Annotated in this window: 15 protein-coding genes and 1 tRNA gene; 7 read left to right on the top strand and 9 right to left on the bottom strand. The window is 33.1% G+C overall.

Annotation, left to right across the window (positions count from 1 at the left end):
- Positions 1–17: 17 nt before the first annotated feature.
- Both lepB and Q7C23_RS17840 read right to left on the bottom strand, forming a co-directional pair.
- Positions 18–1,625 (bottom strand): signal peptidase I, encoded by a 1,608-nt coding sequence (gene lepB / locus Q7C23_RS17845; protein WP_375033771.1) that lies wholly within the window; start codon positions 1,623–1,625, stop codon positions 18–20.
- Positions 1,626–1,900: 275 nt separating this feature from the next.
- On the bottom strand, positions 1,901–2,512 hold the full coding sequence (locus Q7C23_RS17840) for a class I SAM-dependent methyltransferase (protein ID WP_375033770.1): 612 nt from the start codon (positions 2,510–2,512) through the stop codon (positions 1,901–1,903).
- Positions 2,513–2,861: 349 nt separating this feature from the next.
- On the opposite strand from Q7C23_RS17840, the gene Q7C23_RS17835 reads away from it, so the two are divergent.
- Positions 2,862–4,379, top strand: coding sequence for an amidohydrolase family protein (locus Q7C23_RS17835; protein WP_375033769.1), 1,518 nt, complete (start codon positions 2,862–2,864; stop codon positions 4,377–4,379).
- A 38-nt stretch (positions 4,380–4,417) separates the two neighbouring features.
- Here Q7C23_RS17835 and Q7C23_RS17830 read toward each other — a convergent pair whose 3' ends face one another.
- On the bottom strand, positions 4,418–5,617 hold the full coding sequence (locus Q7C23_RS17830; RefSeq protein ID WP_375033768.1) for a PQQ-binding-like beta-propeller repeat protein: 1,200 nt from the start codon (positions 5,615–5,617) through the stop codon (positions 4,418–4,420).
- 349 nt (positions 5,618–5,966) lie between these two features.
- Between Q7C23_RS17830 and Q7C23_RS17825 the strand changes: the two genes are divergently transcribed.
- The 3 genes from Q7C23_RS17825 to Q7C23_RS17815 are packed head-to-tail and all read left to right on the top strand — an operon-like array spanning position 5,967 to position 9,135.
- Complete coding sequence (locus tag Q7C23_RS17825) at positions 5,967–7,445, top strand: serine hydrolase (RefSeq protein WP_375033767.1); 1,479 nt, start codon at positions 5,967–5,969, stop codon at positions 7,443–7,445.
- Between the two features lie 59 nt (positions 7,446–7,504).
- A complete protein-coding gene (locus tag Q7C23_RS17820) occupies positions 7,505–8,560 on the top strand; it encodes a serine hydrolase domain-containing protein (RefSeq protein WP_375033766.1) in 1,056 nt (351 codons plus the stop codon).
- 35 nt (positions 8,561–8,595) lie between these two features.
- The gene (locus tag Q7C23_RS17815; protein WP_375033765.1) at positions 8,596–9,135 is read left to right on the top strand and encodes a GNAT family N-acetyltransferase; all 540 of its coding nucleotides are present in this window, start codon (positions 8,596–8,598) and stop codon (positions 9,133–9,135) included.
- 182 nt (positions 9,136–9,317) lie between these two features.
- Here the strand turns inward: Q7C23_RS17815 and Q7C23_RS17810 are convergent, their stop codons facing one another.
- Positions 9,318–10,622, bottom strand: a complete 1,305-nt coding sequence (locus Q7C23_RS17810) for a M20/M25/M40 family metallo-hydrolase (RefSeq protein WP_375033764.1) — start codon at positions 10,620–10,622, stop codon at positions 9,318–9,320.
- A gap of 318 nt (positions 10,623–10,940) precedes the next feature.
- Here Q7C23_RS17810 and Q7C23_RS17805 point away from each other — a divergent pair, with 318 nt between their 5' ends.
- Positions 10,941–11,357, top strand: coding sequence for a hypothetical protein (locus tag Q7C23_RS17805; protein WP_375033763.1), 417 nt, complete (start codon positions 10,941–10,943; stop codon positions 11,355–11,357).
- A 108-nt stretch (positions 11,358–11,465) separates the two neighbouring features.
- Here the strand turns inward: Q7C23_RS17805 and Q7C23_RS17800 are convergent.
- From Q7C23_RS17800 to Q7C23_RS17790, 3 genes are all read right to left on the bottom strand, one after another.
- Positions 11,466–11,543: transfer RNA gene (locus Q7C23_RS17800), tRNA-Val, on the bottom strand.
- A gap of 161 nt (positions 11,544–11,704) precedes the next feature.
- Positions 11,705–12,511: a hypothetical protein gene (locus Q7C23_RS17795; RefSeq protein ID WP_375033762.1), complete on the bottom strand. Its 807-nt coding sequence runs from the start codon at positions 12,509–12,511 to the stop codon at positions 11,705–11,707.
- 91 nt (positions 12,512–12,602) lie between these two features.
- A complete protein-coding gene (locus tag Q7C23_RS17790; RefSeq protein WP_375033761.1) occupies positions 12,603–13,838 on the bottom strand; it encodes a bifunctional folylpolyglutamate synthase/dihydrofolate synthase in 1,236 nt (411 codons plus the stop codon).
- Positions 13,839–13,969: 131 nt separating this feature from the next.
- Here Q7C23_RS17790 and Q7C23_RS17785 point away from each other — a divergent pair, with 131 nt between their 5' ends.
- Positions 13,970–14,665, top strand: coding sequence for a MotA/TolQ/ExbB proton channel family protein (locus tag Q7C23_RS17785; protein ID WP_375033760.1), 696 nt, complete (start codon positions 13,970–13,972; stop codon positions 14,663–14,665).
- A 3-nt stretch (positions 14,666–14,668) separates the two neighbouring features.
- Entirely contained in the window at positions 14,669–15,064 is a 396-nt protein-coding gene (locus tag Q7C23_RS17780) for a biopolymer transporter ExbD (RefSeq protein ID WP_072974900.1), read from the top strand.
- 402 nt (positions 15,065–15,466) lie between these two features.
- On the opposite strand, the gene Q7C23_RS17775 is transcribed toward Q7C23_RS17780, so the two are convergent.
- Both Q7C23_RS17775 and Q7C23_RS17770 read right to left on the bottom strand, forming a co-directional pair.
- The gene (locus Q7C23_RS17775) at positions 15,467–16,369 is read right to left on the bottom strand and encodes an energy transducer TonB (protein WP_375033759.1); all 903 of its coding nucleotides are present in this window, start codon (positions 16,367–16,369) and stop codon (positions 15,467–15,469) included.
- Between the two features lie 289 nt (positions 16,370–16,658).
- A complete protein-coding gene (locus Q7C23_RS17770; protein WP_026983006.1) occupies positions 16,659–17,885 on the bottom strand; it encodes a Glu/Leu/Phe/Val dehydrogenase dimerization domain-containing protein in 1,227 nt (408 codons plus the stop codon).
- Between the last annotated feature and the right edge of the window lie 20 nt (positions 17,886–17,905).

Raw genomic sequence — 17,905 nt, 5'->3', positions numbered from 1 at the left:
TTTAGTATTGATAGCGATTATTCTTTTGCCTTTTTCGCTATTATTCTTTTACCCACAATATAGCAAACTACTAATACAATAAAATGAATCAAATAAGACTTAGGTTCGCTATTGCCGTTTACGACAGAGAAAATACGATTCCATCTTACTTTTTTAATCCCCTTTGCATCCTTGTCCCAACTAAACCATATAAATACCGGTTTGCCTATTACGTGATCAAAAGGAACATATCCCCAAAAACGTGCGTCTAGAGAGTTTTGACGATTGTCTCCCATCATCCAATAATAATCTTGTTTGAATGTATAGCTTGTACTTACTTTTCCATTAATTACAATCTGTTGGCCTTTAACTTGTAAATCGTTCTTTTCATATTCTTGTATAATTCGTTTATAAAAAGGAAGTGTCTTGAGATTTAATTTAATAGTTACCCCTTTTTTAGGAATATATATTGGGCCAAAGTTATCTATATTCCATCCTAAAGATGAAATATGTGGAAACGCACCTTCATCTTTTCCTTTGGGAGATAAATATTTTTTAACACTTTTTACTACTGGATTCCTACCTATGGCAGCTGCTTCTTTGTCGGTCAAGGTCAAAAAATATTCTCCATTGTTTGTTAAGGCAAAATCGCCGTTTGGATATTTCATGCCTTCTTTGGCATTATAAAAATTCACAAGGATTTCCTGATTTATTGCCTGTCCTTTGGTGTCTACAAAAAAGTTAAACTGAGGTTTTGCGCTCTCTGGTAACTTGCTTATTTTTCCGTTAATGTAGATGTCCCCATCCTTAATTTCAAGAGAATCTCCCGGTATACCGACACATCTCTTTACCAGATTTGTTTTTTTATCAATTGGCTTGTAATAGTTTCTGTCCGGATGAAAATTATCCATATTGCGCAGCGTGTCTGCGGGTTGATTAAATACGACAATTTCGTTACGTTCAATTTTTTCTATATAAGGAAATCTAAAATAGGGCAGTTGCAACTTGTTTAATAGTGATGTTTCTTTTTTTGTAACATCATCGTTAAATAAATATGATTTTGTTCCTAATAAAGGAATAGAATCATGAACCATAGGCAAAGCAACTGTAGTCATAGGAGTTCTTGCTCCAAAGTTAATTTTGCTTACAAATAAAAAATCTCCGGTTAATAAGGTTTTCTCTAAGGATGAAGACGGAATCGTAAAGGGCTGTATTATATAGGTATGAACTAAAGTGGCGACAATAACAGCAAATAACAGCGAGCTTATAGTGTCACTTGCTTTTGTAGGAGAGGTCAGATCACGATTTTCAATGTAGATTAGTTTTTCAGTACTGTAATTTAAATAAGTAATATAAAATCCTAATGTCAGCAAAACCAGTATAGTATCAAATCGGGAGTTTTTTCCAAAGCTTCTGATCGTTTCTACCCAAATTACAGGAATCATTATCAGATTAATTATGGGAATAAAAAGTAAAATAACCCACCAACGAGGGCGATTTATAATTTTCATCAGGATCAATAAATTATAAATAGGTATAAATGATTCTACCGGTTTTCTTCCCGCTTTTAAATAAAGTTTCCAGGTAGATAAACCATGAACAAGGAGCATGATTAAAATAAAAACAAGCCATTCTGATAAATTCATCTTTTAGATTTTAGTAAGTTACTTTTAGGAATTGAAATCTTATTGAGAAAAACGGTGTGTGAATTTATATTCTTCTGTATAGGTAGCTTTTTTATTTATATGTTACAGAATGTTTTGAGAGTTGTAGTTTTTTGCTAATTAATTTTTTGTTTTTTGTTAAATAATTACTGATTGGCTTTCTAAAAAGAAAAAGCCTCCAAAATCATTTAATTCTGGAGTCTTACAATTTTATATTTTAATTAAAAATCATATTCATGATTTTTAGAATCACTAGTTTAATGTCTTTTAAAAATTCCAAACGTAAAATTTTGAATGGTCTCAAAAGGTGTTTTATGATCAACGTTAAATGAGTTTATCATTTCAAAATCACTTTTAAATTGCTCTTTTAAAGAATTTTCAGAATACTGTTTAATTTCAATACCACTACATTTTGTAGGCCCTGTCTCAGAAAAAGTGCCTATTGCTAATATTCCGTTTTGACTTAACCCTTCTTTTATAACTTGCAGATATTTTTCGATGTCTTTTTCTTCCGTTAGAAAATGAAATGCAGCTCTATCGTGCCAAAAATCATATTTGGTAAGAGGTTTAAAGTCGGTAATATCGCTTACTATCCAATTTACTTTTGAAGCATTATCTCCTAAACGTTTCTTTGCTCTTGTAATGGCTTCTTCTGAAATATCTAAAACAGAGATATTAGAAAAACCCAATTTTAATAAATGATCAACAAGAAAACTATCACCTCCGCCAACATCAATAATATTTGAATTCGGAGCTATATTGTATTGTTTTAATAAGTCTAAAGAAGTTTGTGGAACGGGCTGATACCAGCTAACTTCTGTCAGTTCTTTTGTTTGGTAGATGTTTTCCCAATGTTTCTTCTTATCCATTTTTGTAATGTTTTTTAAATTCTTATTCCGACGGTTTAATGACTCAGAAATAATTCTTCAGTAAAATAAGGAAATATTAAAATGATTTTGTGTAATAAAAGACACAAAAGAATTGCTCACTTTTTTTAAGCGTTTTTTAATTCTAGCTATTTGCTTTGTAGTAATTAAGGGAATTATGAATTTATTTTTGACTTAAAATGATCCTCTTGTTTATAGAAATTATAAAGTCTGTTTTTATTGACTACTTTTCATACCTAAAACCACACATTTTATACCTAATCCTAATTATAGTAATGTCTAAGGAACTTTTTGATTTTATTTTTGTTTTAAAATCTAAATTAAAAAATTCATGAAAAAACTGTGGTTTAAGAGATTGCTCTATGCTTTTGTGTTAGTGTTGCTTATTGTTATCGGCGTCTTTATTTGGGCAGATAATGAATTAAATAGTGTCTTGGGGAAATCTACGAAGGTTGTAGATGTTTCGTCAATGATTAAACCCTCCAAAACAATTCACATAAAAAATGTTAACATCCTTTCAGAAGACTGTAGCAGTTTTATAAAAAATCAAGATGTAACGCTTAAAGATGGCGTGATTATTCAAATTGGCAAAAGTCAGCTTCAGGAAAGCAGCAGTGAAATTATTGACGGAACAAACAAATTCCTCATTCCGGGTCTCGTCGACAGTCATGTTCATCTAAAAGAAAGTAAAAATGATTTGCTTTTATATTTAGTAAATGGCGTTACCTACGTTAGAGAAATGGCCGGAAGTCCTTTGATTTTAGATTGGAGAAAATCAGTACAAAAAAAGGGTATTGGACCACGAATGTTTATCACATCTCCGCCAATATTTAGTGAGAGCGGACTGGCGGGTTACTATTACAGCTGGACAATGCATTCAATTAATTATTCGAATAAAGATGATGCTGAAAAAGCAATAAAAGCAATGAGCGAACAGGGCTATGATGCTATTAAAATGTATGGCTTTGTAAACCCCGAAATGTTTAAAACGACAATTCAAACTGCGAAAAAATATCATATTCCGGTTATTGGCCATATACCGTTGGTCAATTTAGAAACTTTTTACAACTCGGGACAAGTTGAGGTGGCACATATTGAGGAAATAACCATAAAAACGATTGATGATTTTGGAAAATCGATAGCTAAAAATCCAAAAGAATATCTCCAGTTTTTAAAACTGCGCTCTGTCGATATTGCAAAAAAAATGAAAGCGAATAACATCAGTGTTACTTCAACAGTTTGGCTGTGCGAAAGTTTTGCGGATCAGCGATTTGACTTAAAATCTAAATTGGCAGCAATAGAATTAAAATATGTCAACCCAAAAATAATTGAAGGAACTCCGCTTTATGAATTAGGTTGGCTTCCCGGTAAAAACGGTTATGAATATGATGGAGAAAATAACCCTGAAGCAAGAAAATTATCTTTAACTTTTTGGAAGATTTATGCCGAAGCCATTCATATGATGACAAAAGCATTAGTGGATAATCAAGTTACCATTATGGCCGGAACAGATGCGAACGTAGCGACTGTTGTTCCTGGATTTTCACTTCATGCTGAATTAGAATCTTTATCTAAATCCGGAATGACAAATACACAGGCAATCTATGCAGCCACTGTAGCACCAGGTAATTGGATGAAAAAGAAAACCGGAAAAATAAAGATAAGATACCATTCCGATTTAGTGCTTTTGGCAAAAAATCCGTTAGAAGATATTAAAAACACAAAGGCTATCGAATATGTATTTTTTGATAAATACAGGATGGATAAAATTCAAATTAAAACTATTTTAAAAGCCATTGAAAAGGCCAATAATGAAAACAGAAGTATAAAAATAGACGAATATTTATAATTGAAAAAAGCTGCCTTATGATTGAGACAGCTTCTTTTTTATGGTCGAATTATTTTTAGATAGGCGCTATAAGCGTTATCCTTAATAGAAGTTCGCAGATAGACTTCGTTTTCGTCTTTTGTTTTTAAGTCAAATTGAATTAAAGCAGCATCTGAATAATAAAATAAGGACTCATCAATCGGGAATTCAAAATTTGAAATAGGCTGGGTTGTTAATTTTGTTTCGGCTGCTATTTCACCATTCGTTATGTCTAACTGAAAAAGTTTTGCTTTACGGGTATATCCCCAAATATTGTCACTTTCCTCAATGATGTACTCGATAGTGTCTTCTTTAAAATCAGTTTTCCATAACTGGGTTCCAGTTTTTGAATCAACAGCGTATATTGAAGAAGCTTCCGGGCCTTGTGCGGCAAGGTATATTTTTTTGTCTTTACAAAGAATGCGTTCCTTAACATTATGTTGGTTTTCATCCAATTTAAATTGCCATAAAATATCGGGCGTATTCGGACTTAAGGCAAAAAGCACATTTTTTTCATTGGCGATAAATATATTTTCACCATCTGTTACAGGTTTTCCATGCGTAGTTTCACCAAAGTCTTTTTGGTAAATAAGTTTTCCTGTATTGGCTTCGAAACTATATAAAAAATTTCCGCTTTGGGTAAAAACTTTGTTGTCAAAAAACAGAACCGGAATATCATTATTTGGAGAATCTAATTTATACTTCCACAGTAAACTTCCATCTTTTATGTCAAGAGCATAAATGTTACCATTTTGACTCGTAATAAAAAGTTTTCCATCATTTATAATAGGAAGCTGATCTTTTAGTACAGTTTGATCTGTACTGTTACCGATCCTCGATTTCCAAAAAACAGCACCCGTTTGGTTATCAATGGCAAATATTTCACCGTTAATAAACGGAACGTACAGAACGCCATCAATTAGTGTTACTTTATTGGCACACATTTCAGTATAAGCATCTGTCGCTTTAACAGACCAGGCAATTGTTTCCGATTCTAAATCAAATGTAAAAAGGGTGCCATCATAATCGTAAATCAGGATTAAAGCTTCATCTAACGGAATTTTTTTAACCGGATTTATGGCTTTATTCGTTAATACATCACTAATAGCTGGAACTGTAGTAGTAGCATTACTAGTTTCGACAGGCGTTGCTGGGGTTGGGGTTTGCCCAAAGATATTTATTACCGTAAATAGAAATAAAAGATTGAGTAGGTTTTTCATTTTAAAACTTGGGGTTTAATGATTTGGCTTCTTTTTCTGTAATAAATAGACCAATATCCACGTCAAATATAATTAAAAATTATTATAGCGCATTAGAAGTTATAAGGCCCATGAATTGTGAATTAGTATTCAAAATGAGAATAGAAAGAAGAAGGAAAATCTTTGACTTAGGTAGTATTATATTACGTTTTGTTGCAGCCCAACCGAATCATTTTATTTGGAAAAACTATCTATACGTAAAACTTGTATAACATCAATTGAATTACTTACTTAGTGTAAAAATAAAACAAGAATTGTAGTAACAATATTATTAATTCTGCGTCCTATAAAAAGTCAATCAATCAATCAAATGAACAAACAATTTTTTTTAATCTTTATAGCGTCTATCTTGGCGGGCACTGTTTCAGGACAAGAAATAAATGATTTATTTACAACACTTAATAAAAATAATCTCTTTAATGGCAGTGTTTTAGTTTCGAAATCGGGAGTAGATATTTTTTCTAATTTTTATGGGTTTTCCAATATCGAAAAGAGAGAAAAAATCAATGAAAAATCTCAATTTCCAATTGCATCCGTATCAAAAACGTTCACTGCGATAGCAATACTTCAGCTTAAACAAAAAGGGATATTAAAATTGGATGATCCGGTTCAAAAATACCTTCAGGATTTTCCGTATCCAAATGTTACCATTAGGCATCTGCTCAGCAATACTTCTGGATTGGCGGAATACTATCATCTATTTGATAATATAATAAAAGAACAGCCGGAAAAAATCATTTCTAATGGGGATATTATATCGACATTAATTCAGAATAAAACACCTCTGTCATTTTCGCCCGGAGATAAATGGGAATATAACAATCTTAATTTCTGTCTTGCGGCCTTAATAGTGGAAAAAATATCTGGAATAACTTTCAGCGAGTATTTGGAAAAGAATATTTTCAAACCAGCAAAGATGGTGGATTCATTTCTTCCGGAGAATAGAAGGAAAAAGAAAGCGAATCAGGTAGAATTATATTCTTATCCGAACTTGTATTCCACTACTTTAGTTAATGTTGGAAATTTGAAAGATCCCTTTTTAATATCTGAGAAAAGCAATTTTTATGGAAATGGAGGTATTGTAAGTACGGCTTTAGATTTACAGAAATACCAAAATGCATTATTTAAATATCAGCTTTTGGATAAGAAAGAATTAGAAGAAGCCTTAACACCAGCAAAGCTCAATGATGGAAAAATTGCCTCTTATCGTTTTGAAGAAAAAGAGATAGCCTATGGTTTGGGTTGGGAAATGTATACTGATGAAAGTAACGGAAAAATAGTTTTTCACGATGGCTCTATTACTGGGCTTACCTCCATTTTGATGCATAATATTGATAAAAACCAAATTGTGATACTTCTTTCTAATAATGCAGCTCCTATGTTTACTGTATCAAATGCAATTTTGCAATTAATAAATAATAAGCCTTATGTAATCCCCGTGCAAAATCTTTCAAGAGTGTATGGTAGTTTGCTTGAAAACCGAAGTAAAGAAAAAGCAAACCATTTGATTGAAGAATATTTGAAAAATCCAAAGAGTTATAACGCATCAGAAAGAGATTTTAACAGCTTAGGGTATCAATTTCTTAGACTTCAAAAAAACGAAAATTCTTTACAAACATTCGCTTCAGCGGCATTGCTTTTTCCAAAGAGTTCAAATATATATGATAGTTATGGCGAGGCATTACTGCGATGCGGTAAAAAAGAAGATGCCATTAAGATGTACCAAAAATCTGTCGAATTAAATCCGGATAATGAAAATGGTAAAAAAGTATTAAAGGAATTGCTCTAATATGCTACAAACCATTTTCTACAAGATTTGAAGAAAAATTCAATAAAGAAAGTAATTAAATGATGCACTATAAAAAACAACTATTCCCGGTTTTCACTTTTCTATTACTTCTGACAAATAATATATTTGCTCAAACGAATCAGATCAAGCAAATTGACTCTTTAATGAAATGGTCAAGCCAAATTGGAGTTTTTAACGGAAATGTCATTGTTTCAAAAAATAATAGAATAATATACAACGCTTCCTTTGGATTTACGGATGCAACAAAAACGAGCAAATTAACTCCTGACTACAAATTTAATATTGGCTCTATTACAAAAGAATTCAGCGCGGTTGCTTTGATGCAATTGCAAGAACAAGGTAAATTGAAACTGGAGGATAAGGTTTCTAAATTTATTCCTGAATTACCAAAATGGGCAAATGAAGTTACCATTGAAAATTTATTGCAATACACAAGCGGAATGCCTAATGTAAAGTGGAAAACTATTAAAAATAACAAAGATCTTTTTGATGGTTTAATGGGTATTGACACCTTAGATTTTAAACCTGGTACGAATTACGATTATAACAATAATAATATTTTTTTAAGACAGTTTATTGTGGAACGATTAACGGGAATATCTTTTAAAACCTATGCAGAAAAATTTATCTTCAAACCTTGTAAAATGTATACGGCTAAATTGACCCCTTTAAAAGGCGAAGAGAATATAGCGAAGGGTTTTAATAATAATTTAGTTCCGGATAAAACTGATTTACCAATAACAGGTGGAACTTATCTGACAACTAACGATTTACTAAAGTGGGCAGAATATCTTCACAGCAATAAAGTAATTAATAAAAAATCACTTTACAGAATAGGTCAGCAGTTTGATTTACCAGATACCCAATCGGCCTTAGGACAAGCAAAATATAAAAATGGAAATTTAATTTCCCATTTACACGACGGAAGAGCTGGAAATTATGAAGCAATTTTAGTTTCAGATATTGAGGAAAAATTTACAATAATTTTATTAGACAATAATTACAATGGAAAAGTTTTTGAAATTTCAAATGCAATTATTGCAATATTGAAAGATCAAAAGTTTAACCTTCCAAGGAAAATAATTGAAAAATAAGGATCGTCAGGTAAAAACGAATATTTAAATCACAAATGAACAACATAAATTTAAAAACGGAAAGGTTGAATTTAAGACCAGTTTCGGAAGAAGATATAAGTAATATTCATAAATTACATAGTTTGGCGGAAACAGATAAGTTTAATACTTTAGGAATTCCAAATAACATAACTGAAACAAGAATTATTGTAGAGAAATGGATTTCTGATAATAATTTAGAAAATAGAAAAAGCTACACATTTGTGATTGAGTTAAGTGACGAAAAAGAATTTATAGGATTAATTGCAATTAACTTAGGAAAAGAGAAATACAAAAATGCAGAAGTTTGGTTTAAGTTTGATTTCAAATTTTGGAACAAAGGTTTTGCAACAGAGAGTCTGAGAAAAATTATTGATTTTGGTTTCCAAAATTTAAAACTTCATAGAATTGAAGCAGGTTGTGCAATTGAAAATATTGGTTCATTAAGTGTTTTAGAGAAAGTTGGAATGATTCGAGAGGCACATACACGGCAATTATTGCCACTAAAATCAGGATGGTCTGATCATTACGGTTATGCTATTTTATCAACTGATTAAGAAAACTCTAAAAAGCAGTCCTTGTAATATTCTAAACTGATGGATATTGGGTCTACAATCAAATATTTTTGATATCAATAAAACCAAGATAGTCAAACTATATCCAGAACAAGACAAATAAAAAAAAGCACTGAAAACCAATCGTTTTCAGTGCTTTTTTGATTCTTTATAATTTACTTATGTTATTTCAGTTGAGTAGTATCTACTCGTGTTGGAGTATCTTTTCCACTAATAATCGAAGAAGAACTTAATGCTATTGATTTTATTATTTGGGTCATGTTATCAATATCTAACGTTTCAAATTCATCGTCGGCTGTGTGATACGTTAGTTCATTATCCATTTTTGAAGTAGAAATAGTATGAGCAGGAACTCCAAGCTTGGCTAACGTAGCGTTGTCTGAGCGGTAAAATAATTGTTGGTCGGGATAAGGATCTGAATAAAATGTAAAATTCGTTCCTGTTAAATTAGTTTGTAAAATCTGCCCCATATTCGACTTTTCGAAGCCTGTAATGTAAGCAGAGTTTTTACCCCATTTAGATTCTGTGCCTATCATTTCAATATTGAACATCGCAATCACTTTTTCTGGCGCAAGCTGTTTAGAAAAATATTTGGCTCCATAACCGCCTAATTCTTCAGCTACAAATGTGGTAAAAATAATAGTACGCTCGTTGTTATTTTGTTTTTTAAAATATTTCGCAAGCATAATTACTGCTGTTGTTCCAGCGGCATCATCATTAGCACCATTATAAATAGAATCTGTTGCAGGATGCGGAGCACCTTCTTCGGGCGAGCCTACTCCTAAATGATCATAATGCCCTGAAAAAATCACATACTCATTTGGTTTAGTTTTTCCGGGTAATATTCCAACAACATTATTCAATGTTTTTTTGGAGATTGTATTCGTTAATTCAACAGAAAAAGTGGTCGCTTCGATGGTACCAAAAACAAACATAATCGTATTGTTTCCAGGAGTAGCATTTACGCGATCAATATGTTGAATATTCGGTAAAACATTATCAAATGAAGGGTCAACTAGTACCAAAAGATTTTTCGGACTTTTATAATACTCATTAAATTTCTGGCCAATGTTATCCCCTTTATTGATTTTTACAATAGAAATATCGCTTTTTTCAGTTAAAGAAACTTGAGGAAGGTAAGAGAATGTTACAACTTGATTATTATTTATTTCTTTGCCATCAATAGTAATTTTTGAAGAAACTGCTTTAGAGGCAGTCATCGAAAATTCTTGTCTGTAATTAGTTGCTGCATTGAAAGTTTGCAGACCAATTTCTTTAAACTCTGATTCTATGAAGGCTGATGCTTTGTCAATACCGGGAGTAAAAGTTCTTCTACCCTGCATATCATCAGCCGAAAGTATTTTCTCTATACGAGTTACTTCCTTGTTCGTAATAATTTTATCAATTGATTGTCCATGTACATTAAAACATTGACTTAGAACAAACATACTTACAATAATTTTTTTCATATTTTACTTTATAAATAACATTTTGGTTAAACCAAAAGTACGTTAATTATTTGCAAAAAAAACGGTTCTGTCGCATCTGTCAGAATCAAATGTAAGATTTTAAGTAATTTAAAAGTTAGCCACAATAATGCTTAAAAAGATTCATCAAATAATAGATTACGTATTCTTGGAACCCAGATTTTTTCTGTTTAGATTTTTTATTTATTATGGTACTGTATTTGTAATATTCGATTGAATCAAAATCAATAAATAATAATCTGAAATTAAATGGAAAAGAAAATTAATATACCTAAACCTTGCAATCAAAATTGGAATTCAATGATACCAAATAAGGATGGAAAATTCTGTACTTCTTGTAATAAAACAGTAGTTGATTTTACAAAAATGGAAAATCTTGAAATTCAACATTATTTAATTCAAAATTCAAGCAAAGAAAGTATATGCGGACATTTTAAATCGAATCAGATTGAAACCAAAAACAATATCAAATATTATAATTTAAGAAATAGAATAAGCGGAATTAAGATTAAACCAATTAAAACATTTGCATTATTTTCATTGAGTCTTCTTTTTACTTTAACAAGCTGCATGGGAAAAGCAGCAATAGACGGAGAACCAGCCGTAATTGATAATGATACAATTAATGACAATGAAATAATCAAGAAAGAACTAGATACTGTAAAACAGAATGATTCTATAAAAAGGGAAGTTATTGAGATGAAGAAAAGAAAATAACAGATTTGAAGAAAATACCGATAGCGCGGATTTGCAATCCGTGCCCGCAACAGCGAGTCACAAGAAAATATACTAAAAAAAAACTCCTTAATTTCTTAAGGAGTTTTTTGGTGGGCGATGAGGGGTTCGAACCCCCGACCCCCTCGGTGTAAACGAGGTGCTCTGAACCAGCTGAGCTAATCGCCCTATTTTACTAGCTTGCTATCATTTCGTGATTGCGAGTGCAAATATACGCTAGTTTTCGAGTTCTGCAAAGAAAACACACTAAAAATTTAAAGTTTTTTTGATGTATTTTCTATCTCATTGGGGTAGAATTTGTTATGGGCATGAATTTTTAGGTTAAATTTCTATTTTGATAGCGACGGAATGTTCCTGTAGATATAATCGCTGTGTTTTCCGGTAAAAGATTTTTCCAATTCATCAAAAAAAGCATCGGCATCTTTTTCATTGGGCCAGGTCGATTTGATCAGTTCATCTATTTTTTCATTTGATTTTTCTAGATCAGCCAAAGAATCGTAGAAAAACGCTTCCATAAAATCAGTACTATTAGAGCCCCACAAATGTCTAAAAGGATAATAAGCTTTTATAAACGGATCTTTGAAAGTGATTTTTTCATTAAACTCTTTTACATTTCTTCCTTTACCTTCCATACTCATTTGAGATTTTCTAAGGTATACAATCATTGGTTTTTTAGTTTGGTCTTTATAAGGGATTTCACCAATAGAAGTAATGCTTTGGTAGATTTCATCGGAGTGCACGGGAGTGTAGAATTTTTCATATTTGTCTAAAAAAGCAGTTCTGGCTTTCTCGTCAGGCCAGCCTTTTTTAGTCAAATCATCACTGATCGCTTTTGCTTTTTCAACATCATCCCAGCTTTTGTAGACATTAACCAGAATAACTTCGGTATTGTCATCTGTGTAATAATGGGTCATGAGTTCTGAACCAATGATGAGGTCGTTTTTGCTGGTTACTTTATCAAAGTATTCCTGTTCAGCTGCTTTCCAATCTTTAGCTTTAACATCCATACTGCGATGTAAAGTGGTCATGGTAATAATTACAGGTTTTGCTTTTTCTTCTTTTTCTTGTGCGTTGCCAATGACGCACCCTGGGGTCATCCATAGAACGAGCCCCAGAAGTGTACTTCTTGTTTTCATGATTTAAATTTGTATTGGTTATTAAAAAACTAAACAAATTTAAAGTATTAATAAACAGTCGGTTATGAAATAGGCGTTTAATCGATAAACGTTAATTTTTGCTGTTTAACGGCAGTTCTGCGACTACAAAAGTGCTTCCGCCAACATAAATAAAATCATTTTTCGAGGCATTTTTCTTCGCTTCCGCAAAAGCGACTGCAACAGACTCATATTTTTCGCCTGTTAAATCATATTTTTCTGCGGTTTCTTTTAGGATTTCAGTTGGTAAACCACGAGATGAATCGGGTCTGCAGAAATAATAATATGCTTTTTTAGGGAAGAGTGGTAAAATAGAATCCAGGTCTTTATCATTAACAACGCCCAAAACAATATGTAAGTTTTCAAAAGTCTCTTTCTGAATCTGATTCATCACAACTGCCAAGCCATGTTTGTTGTGTGCCGTGTCGCAAATGATTTTAGGATTCTCGCCCAACTGCTGCCATCTGCCTTGTAAGCCGGTATTTTTTACCGTGTTTAATAAGCCCTTTTTCAGGTTATCAATCGAAACTTTAAAATCCGTTTGTGAGTTTAAAACAACGACAACTTGCTGAACCGTTTTTTTATTATGAAACTGATAATCACCAAGCAAATCAGAAGGGAAAACTCCCGAAATTAAATCAGCAGCAAAATAAATCGGTGCATTGTTTTCTTTGGCTTTTGCTAAAAAGACAGCTTCCGTTTCCTCTGTATATTCTCCAATTACTACAGGAACATTAGGTTTTATAATTCCGGCTTTTTCCCCAGCAATCGCAGTAGGTGTATTGCCTAAAAACTGCATATGATCTAAATCGATGTTGGTAATTACCGAAACCAAAGGTGTGATAATATTCGTCGCATCCAGTCTTCCTCCCAAACCAACTTCAATAATCGCAATGTCTGTTTTTTCAGAAGCAAAATAATCAAAAGCCAAACCAACAGACATTTCGAAGAAACTCATATCATTAGCTTCAAAAAAGCTTTTATGTTTCGCCACAAATTCAATAACAAAATCTTCAGAAATATCCTCTCCGTTGATTTTGATTCTTTCTCTAAAATCTTTTAGATGAGGTGAAGTATATAAACCCACTTTATATCCTGCTTCCTGCAAAACCGAAGCCAGCATATGCGAAGTAGATCCTTTACCATTGGTTCCGGCAACATGAATACATCTTAGCTGATTTTGCGGATTATCAAGATGAGCCGCCAATAGTTTAATATTGGTCAAATCTTCTTTGTATGCCGAAGCGCCCTGAAGTTGATACATTGGGAGTTGATTAAACATCCAGTTTGTGGTCTCTTGATAGTTCATTAATTTTATATAAAATGGTTGCGGATTGAAATAATTTTCGATTTTTTTAGTTTTATAAGGGAGTGAAAATTATCTTTATTGCAAATTTCAAATATTTTTTACAATTAATTATTAAAAACCAGAATTAATATATGTTTAGTTTTATTCAACAACAAACAGATACCATTGCAAACGCCGCATCAAACGTAGTAATCGAAAAAATTGCACCAAATACCGAAATCTCAGTTTTAGGATTTATCTTAAAAGGAGGTTTTTTCCTGATTCCAATCGCTATCCTATTATTCTATACTATTTATATCATTTTTGAACGTTATTTATACATCAGTAAAGCGTCTAAAATTGACAGCCGATTAATGCAGGATGTTGGTGATAAACTAAACGCAGGAAATATTGAATTGGCCAGAACAATTGTAGAAAGAAGCAATACAGCTACAGGAAATATTCTAAAAGAAGGTGTTTTAGTAATCGGAAGACCAATTGCTGAAATTGAGTCCAACATGGACCGTGCTGCCGATATTGAAATAGGCGAAATGGAACGCCGTTTAGGTCACCTTGGGCTTATTGCCGGGATCGCGCCAACACTAGGTTTCATCGGAACTATTTCTGGAGTTATCAAGATTTTCTACAGCATCTCAGTTACAGAGAATATTAGTATCGGAAACATTTCCGGAGGTTTATATGAAAAAATGATCAGTTCAGGTTCCGGATTAATTGTGGGTATTATCGCTTATAGCGCCTACCACTTATTGAACGGAAAAATTGATGATTTTGCCTTAAAAATTCAGAAACAGATTTTAGAATTTGTCAATATAATTCAAAGAGCATAAGGTATGTCTATTAAGAGAAAAAGAAGATTTCATGCCGAAGTGGCGACGTCATCCTTAAGTGATATTATGTTTTTCTTGCTGTTGTTTTTCCTTATTATTTCAACGCTTGCAAACCCTAATGTTATTAAAATGACTTTGCCAAAAGCGAAATCTAATGAAAAAACAAACAAACAGCTGATCAGCTTATCTGTTACAGAAGATAAAAAATTCTACATCGACAAAGAACCCGTTGATTTCGAAAATCTGGAAACCAGTTTAATGACAAAAATTGGAACAGACAAAGATCAGACCGTTGTCGTTCGTATTCCGTTTAACCTCCAGGTACAGGATTTAGTTGATGTATTACAGATAGGGGTGAAGAACAATTTGAAGTTTGTAATTGCTACAAGTCCGAAATAGATTTATCATTAGGGCGTGACCACAATAAAAAAATGGGCCAATCAGCATAACGTTGATTCGCCCATTTTTTTATTGCGGTCGGGCTTCCGTGCTACTTCGGTAGCTTGCTCCTATCCCTCACGCGGAGAAAAGAGAGTATGGAGTATAGAATATAGAGTATAGAACATAGAATAAAGAGGCAAGAGCAAAGAGAATAGAAAAAGTAGCCACAATCTTGTCTTCCTGACGAAGGAAGGATCACACTAGATGATCGACAAAGATTGGGTTTACTTTACGGAGTTTCTTGTGTGATCCTTCCTTCGTCAGGAAGACAATAGCAAACAGAAAATATAATAAAAAAGGCTTTCTGAAATATTTCAGAAAGCCTTTTTTATGTTAGTGTAAATTTGTGAAATCCGTGCCTTAATTCAAACTAAAATTATAAATAATCTTACCAGTCTGTTTTACAGGAGCGTTATCATCGGGAGCCCATTTTGTGTTCATTGCTGCAATCCTTGCCTGATCCAATAAACAACTCGCTGTATTGGTTGTTCCTTTTATTCCGGCAGTTGCACTAATTGTTTTTCCGTTTTGATCTACTGTAACTTCAACAACTACCTTTCCTTCTTCGTTACAAGTATATTTTGGTGCTGGTTTAGACAATGCTTTTCGGTTTCCAAGAGAATATCCCGATCCGCCGCCAGAACCACCGCCGCTTCCGGCTCCGTAACCGCTTCCGGTACCAATACCATTTCCGGTTCCGTTTCCACCACCTGTTCCGCCACCAGAACCTCCGCTGCCATAATAGCCGTTAGAACCGAGGCTTCCGTTAGCTTTTCCTTTATTTCCTGCCACTTTATCATCTCCGTCTCCGCCTTTGTTTGATCCTTTCATAATGCTCGATAAAGCATCGTTGGTAGAATTCGAAACTTTTGGTTTTTGAGGAACTGGTTTTGTTTCCGGTTTTACAACTGGAGTTGGTTTTTTAGGCTTTTCTTTTACAGGAATAACAACATCGTTAGCATTATCTGCACTATTTTCCTGAGTTATGATTGCTTCGTCTGGAGTTGCTTTTGCTGGAGTTGCTTTTGCCTGGTTTTTTACGTTTAAAACTTCGCTTTTATAATTCGCTCCCGAACCTAAATCACTGTCGCCAAAATTCACAGTCACGCCACCGCCACCGCCACCTTCAGCAAGTGCAACGTTATTTTCCGGATTGTATGGAGGCCAAAAGCGCATAAAAAACAGTAATACTAAAATGACTGCATATATCGCCGTGGTGAGTAGTAGAGATTTCTTTTTATCTGAAGAAATAGTGGAACTCATTATGATTCTGAATTTTGTATTGTATCTTATTAAAAACGTTTAAAAGTACTAAAAATTGTTTAGAATCAAATGCTGGCGTAGATTTTATAAGTTGCCGTTTTTTTTCGCAGATTGAGCAGATTTTTAATTTTAAATGAATCTGCGCAAATCTGCTTAAATCTATTTAAATCTGCCAAATCTGCGTGAAAAAATTAATCGCAAACAGTAAATCATTTTAATCCTATAATCTGTGGCAAAAAAAACGAGCCAAAGATAACTTGGCTCGTTTAAAAGAAGAGTGTAAAAAATATTACACTAATTGTTTCAATGCAATCTCAAAAGCAGTTGCACTAATATTTGTTTTGGATGGATTCAAAGCGTGTGCTTTTACAATCGCATTTTTTATAATTTCTGAAGTATCATTAAAGATTGCCTCATCTGTCATTTGAACTTTTTTCTCCATGAAATAAGCAAAAACTCTCGCCATTCCACAGTTTGATATAAAATCCGGAATCAAACTAACTTTATGGTCCACTTCTTCCATAATAGATCCGAAGAAAATTTCTTTGTCCGCAAAAGGAACATTTGCACCACAAGAAATAACTTCTAATCCGTTTGCGATTAAGCTGTCAATTTGTGTTTGTTGAACCAATCTTGAAGCAGCACAAGGGGTGAAAATTTCAGCACCAATCGTCCAGATTTTAGAATTGATTTCCTCAAACGGAATCATATTGTCGGCAACTAATTTGTTTCCGTCCTTGTTTAAAAACAACGTTCTGATTTCTTCAAAAGAAAAACCTTCTTCATTGATTAATCCACCATCGCGGTCAATAATTCCAATTACTTTGGCTCCCATTTCAGCTAAATAAAAAGCGGCTGCAGACCCAACATTTCCGAATCCCTGAACGATTGCTTTTTTGCCTTTAATGTCACCGCCATAAGTATTGTAGAAATGACGAACAGCTTCAGCAACGCCATAACCTGTAATCATATCAGCAACAGTATATTTTCTTGTTACGTCTGGTGAGAATTTAGGGTTTTCAATTACCTTAATAACACCTTGACGCAATTGACCAATTCTGTTGATTTTATCAGCTTCAGTTGGTTTGAAGTGTCCGTTAAAAACACCTTCCTGTGGATGCCACACACCACATTCTTCCGTCATCGGGATAACTTCGTGAATTTCATCAACATTCAAATCACCACCCGTTCCGTAATAACTTTTTAACAAAGGCGAAACTGCTTTGTACCAACGTTGTAAAACGCCTTTTTTACGAGGATCATTTGGATCAAAATTAATTCCAGATTTAGCGCCTCCTATTGCAGGTCCAGAAACTGAAAATTTAACCTCCATTGTTTTAGCCAAAGAAAGAACTTCGTTCATATCCAAGCCTTTTCTCATTCTTGTTCCACCTCCTGCGGCTCCTCCACGAAGTGAATTAATTACTGTCCAACCTTCTGCTTCTGTTTCAGAATCTTTCCAGTTAAAAACAATTTCAGGTTCTTTATTTTCAAATTGCTGTAATAAATCTTTCATTTTGTTGTGATATGTTTATT

Origin of the sequence: Flavobacterium sp. LAR06, assembly GCF_041946075.1 — a bacterium.
Classification (GTDB): Bacteria; Bacteroidota; Bacteroidia; order Flavobacteriales; family Flavobacteriaceae; genus Flavobacterium.
The sequence above is the reverse complement of the archived record's forward strand: the minus strand, read 5'-3'. Positions and strand labels throughout refer to the sequence as shown.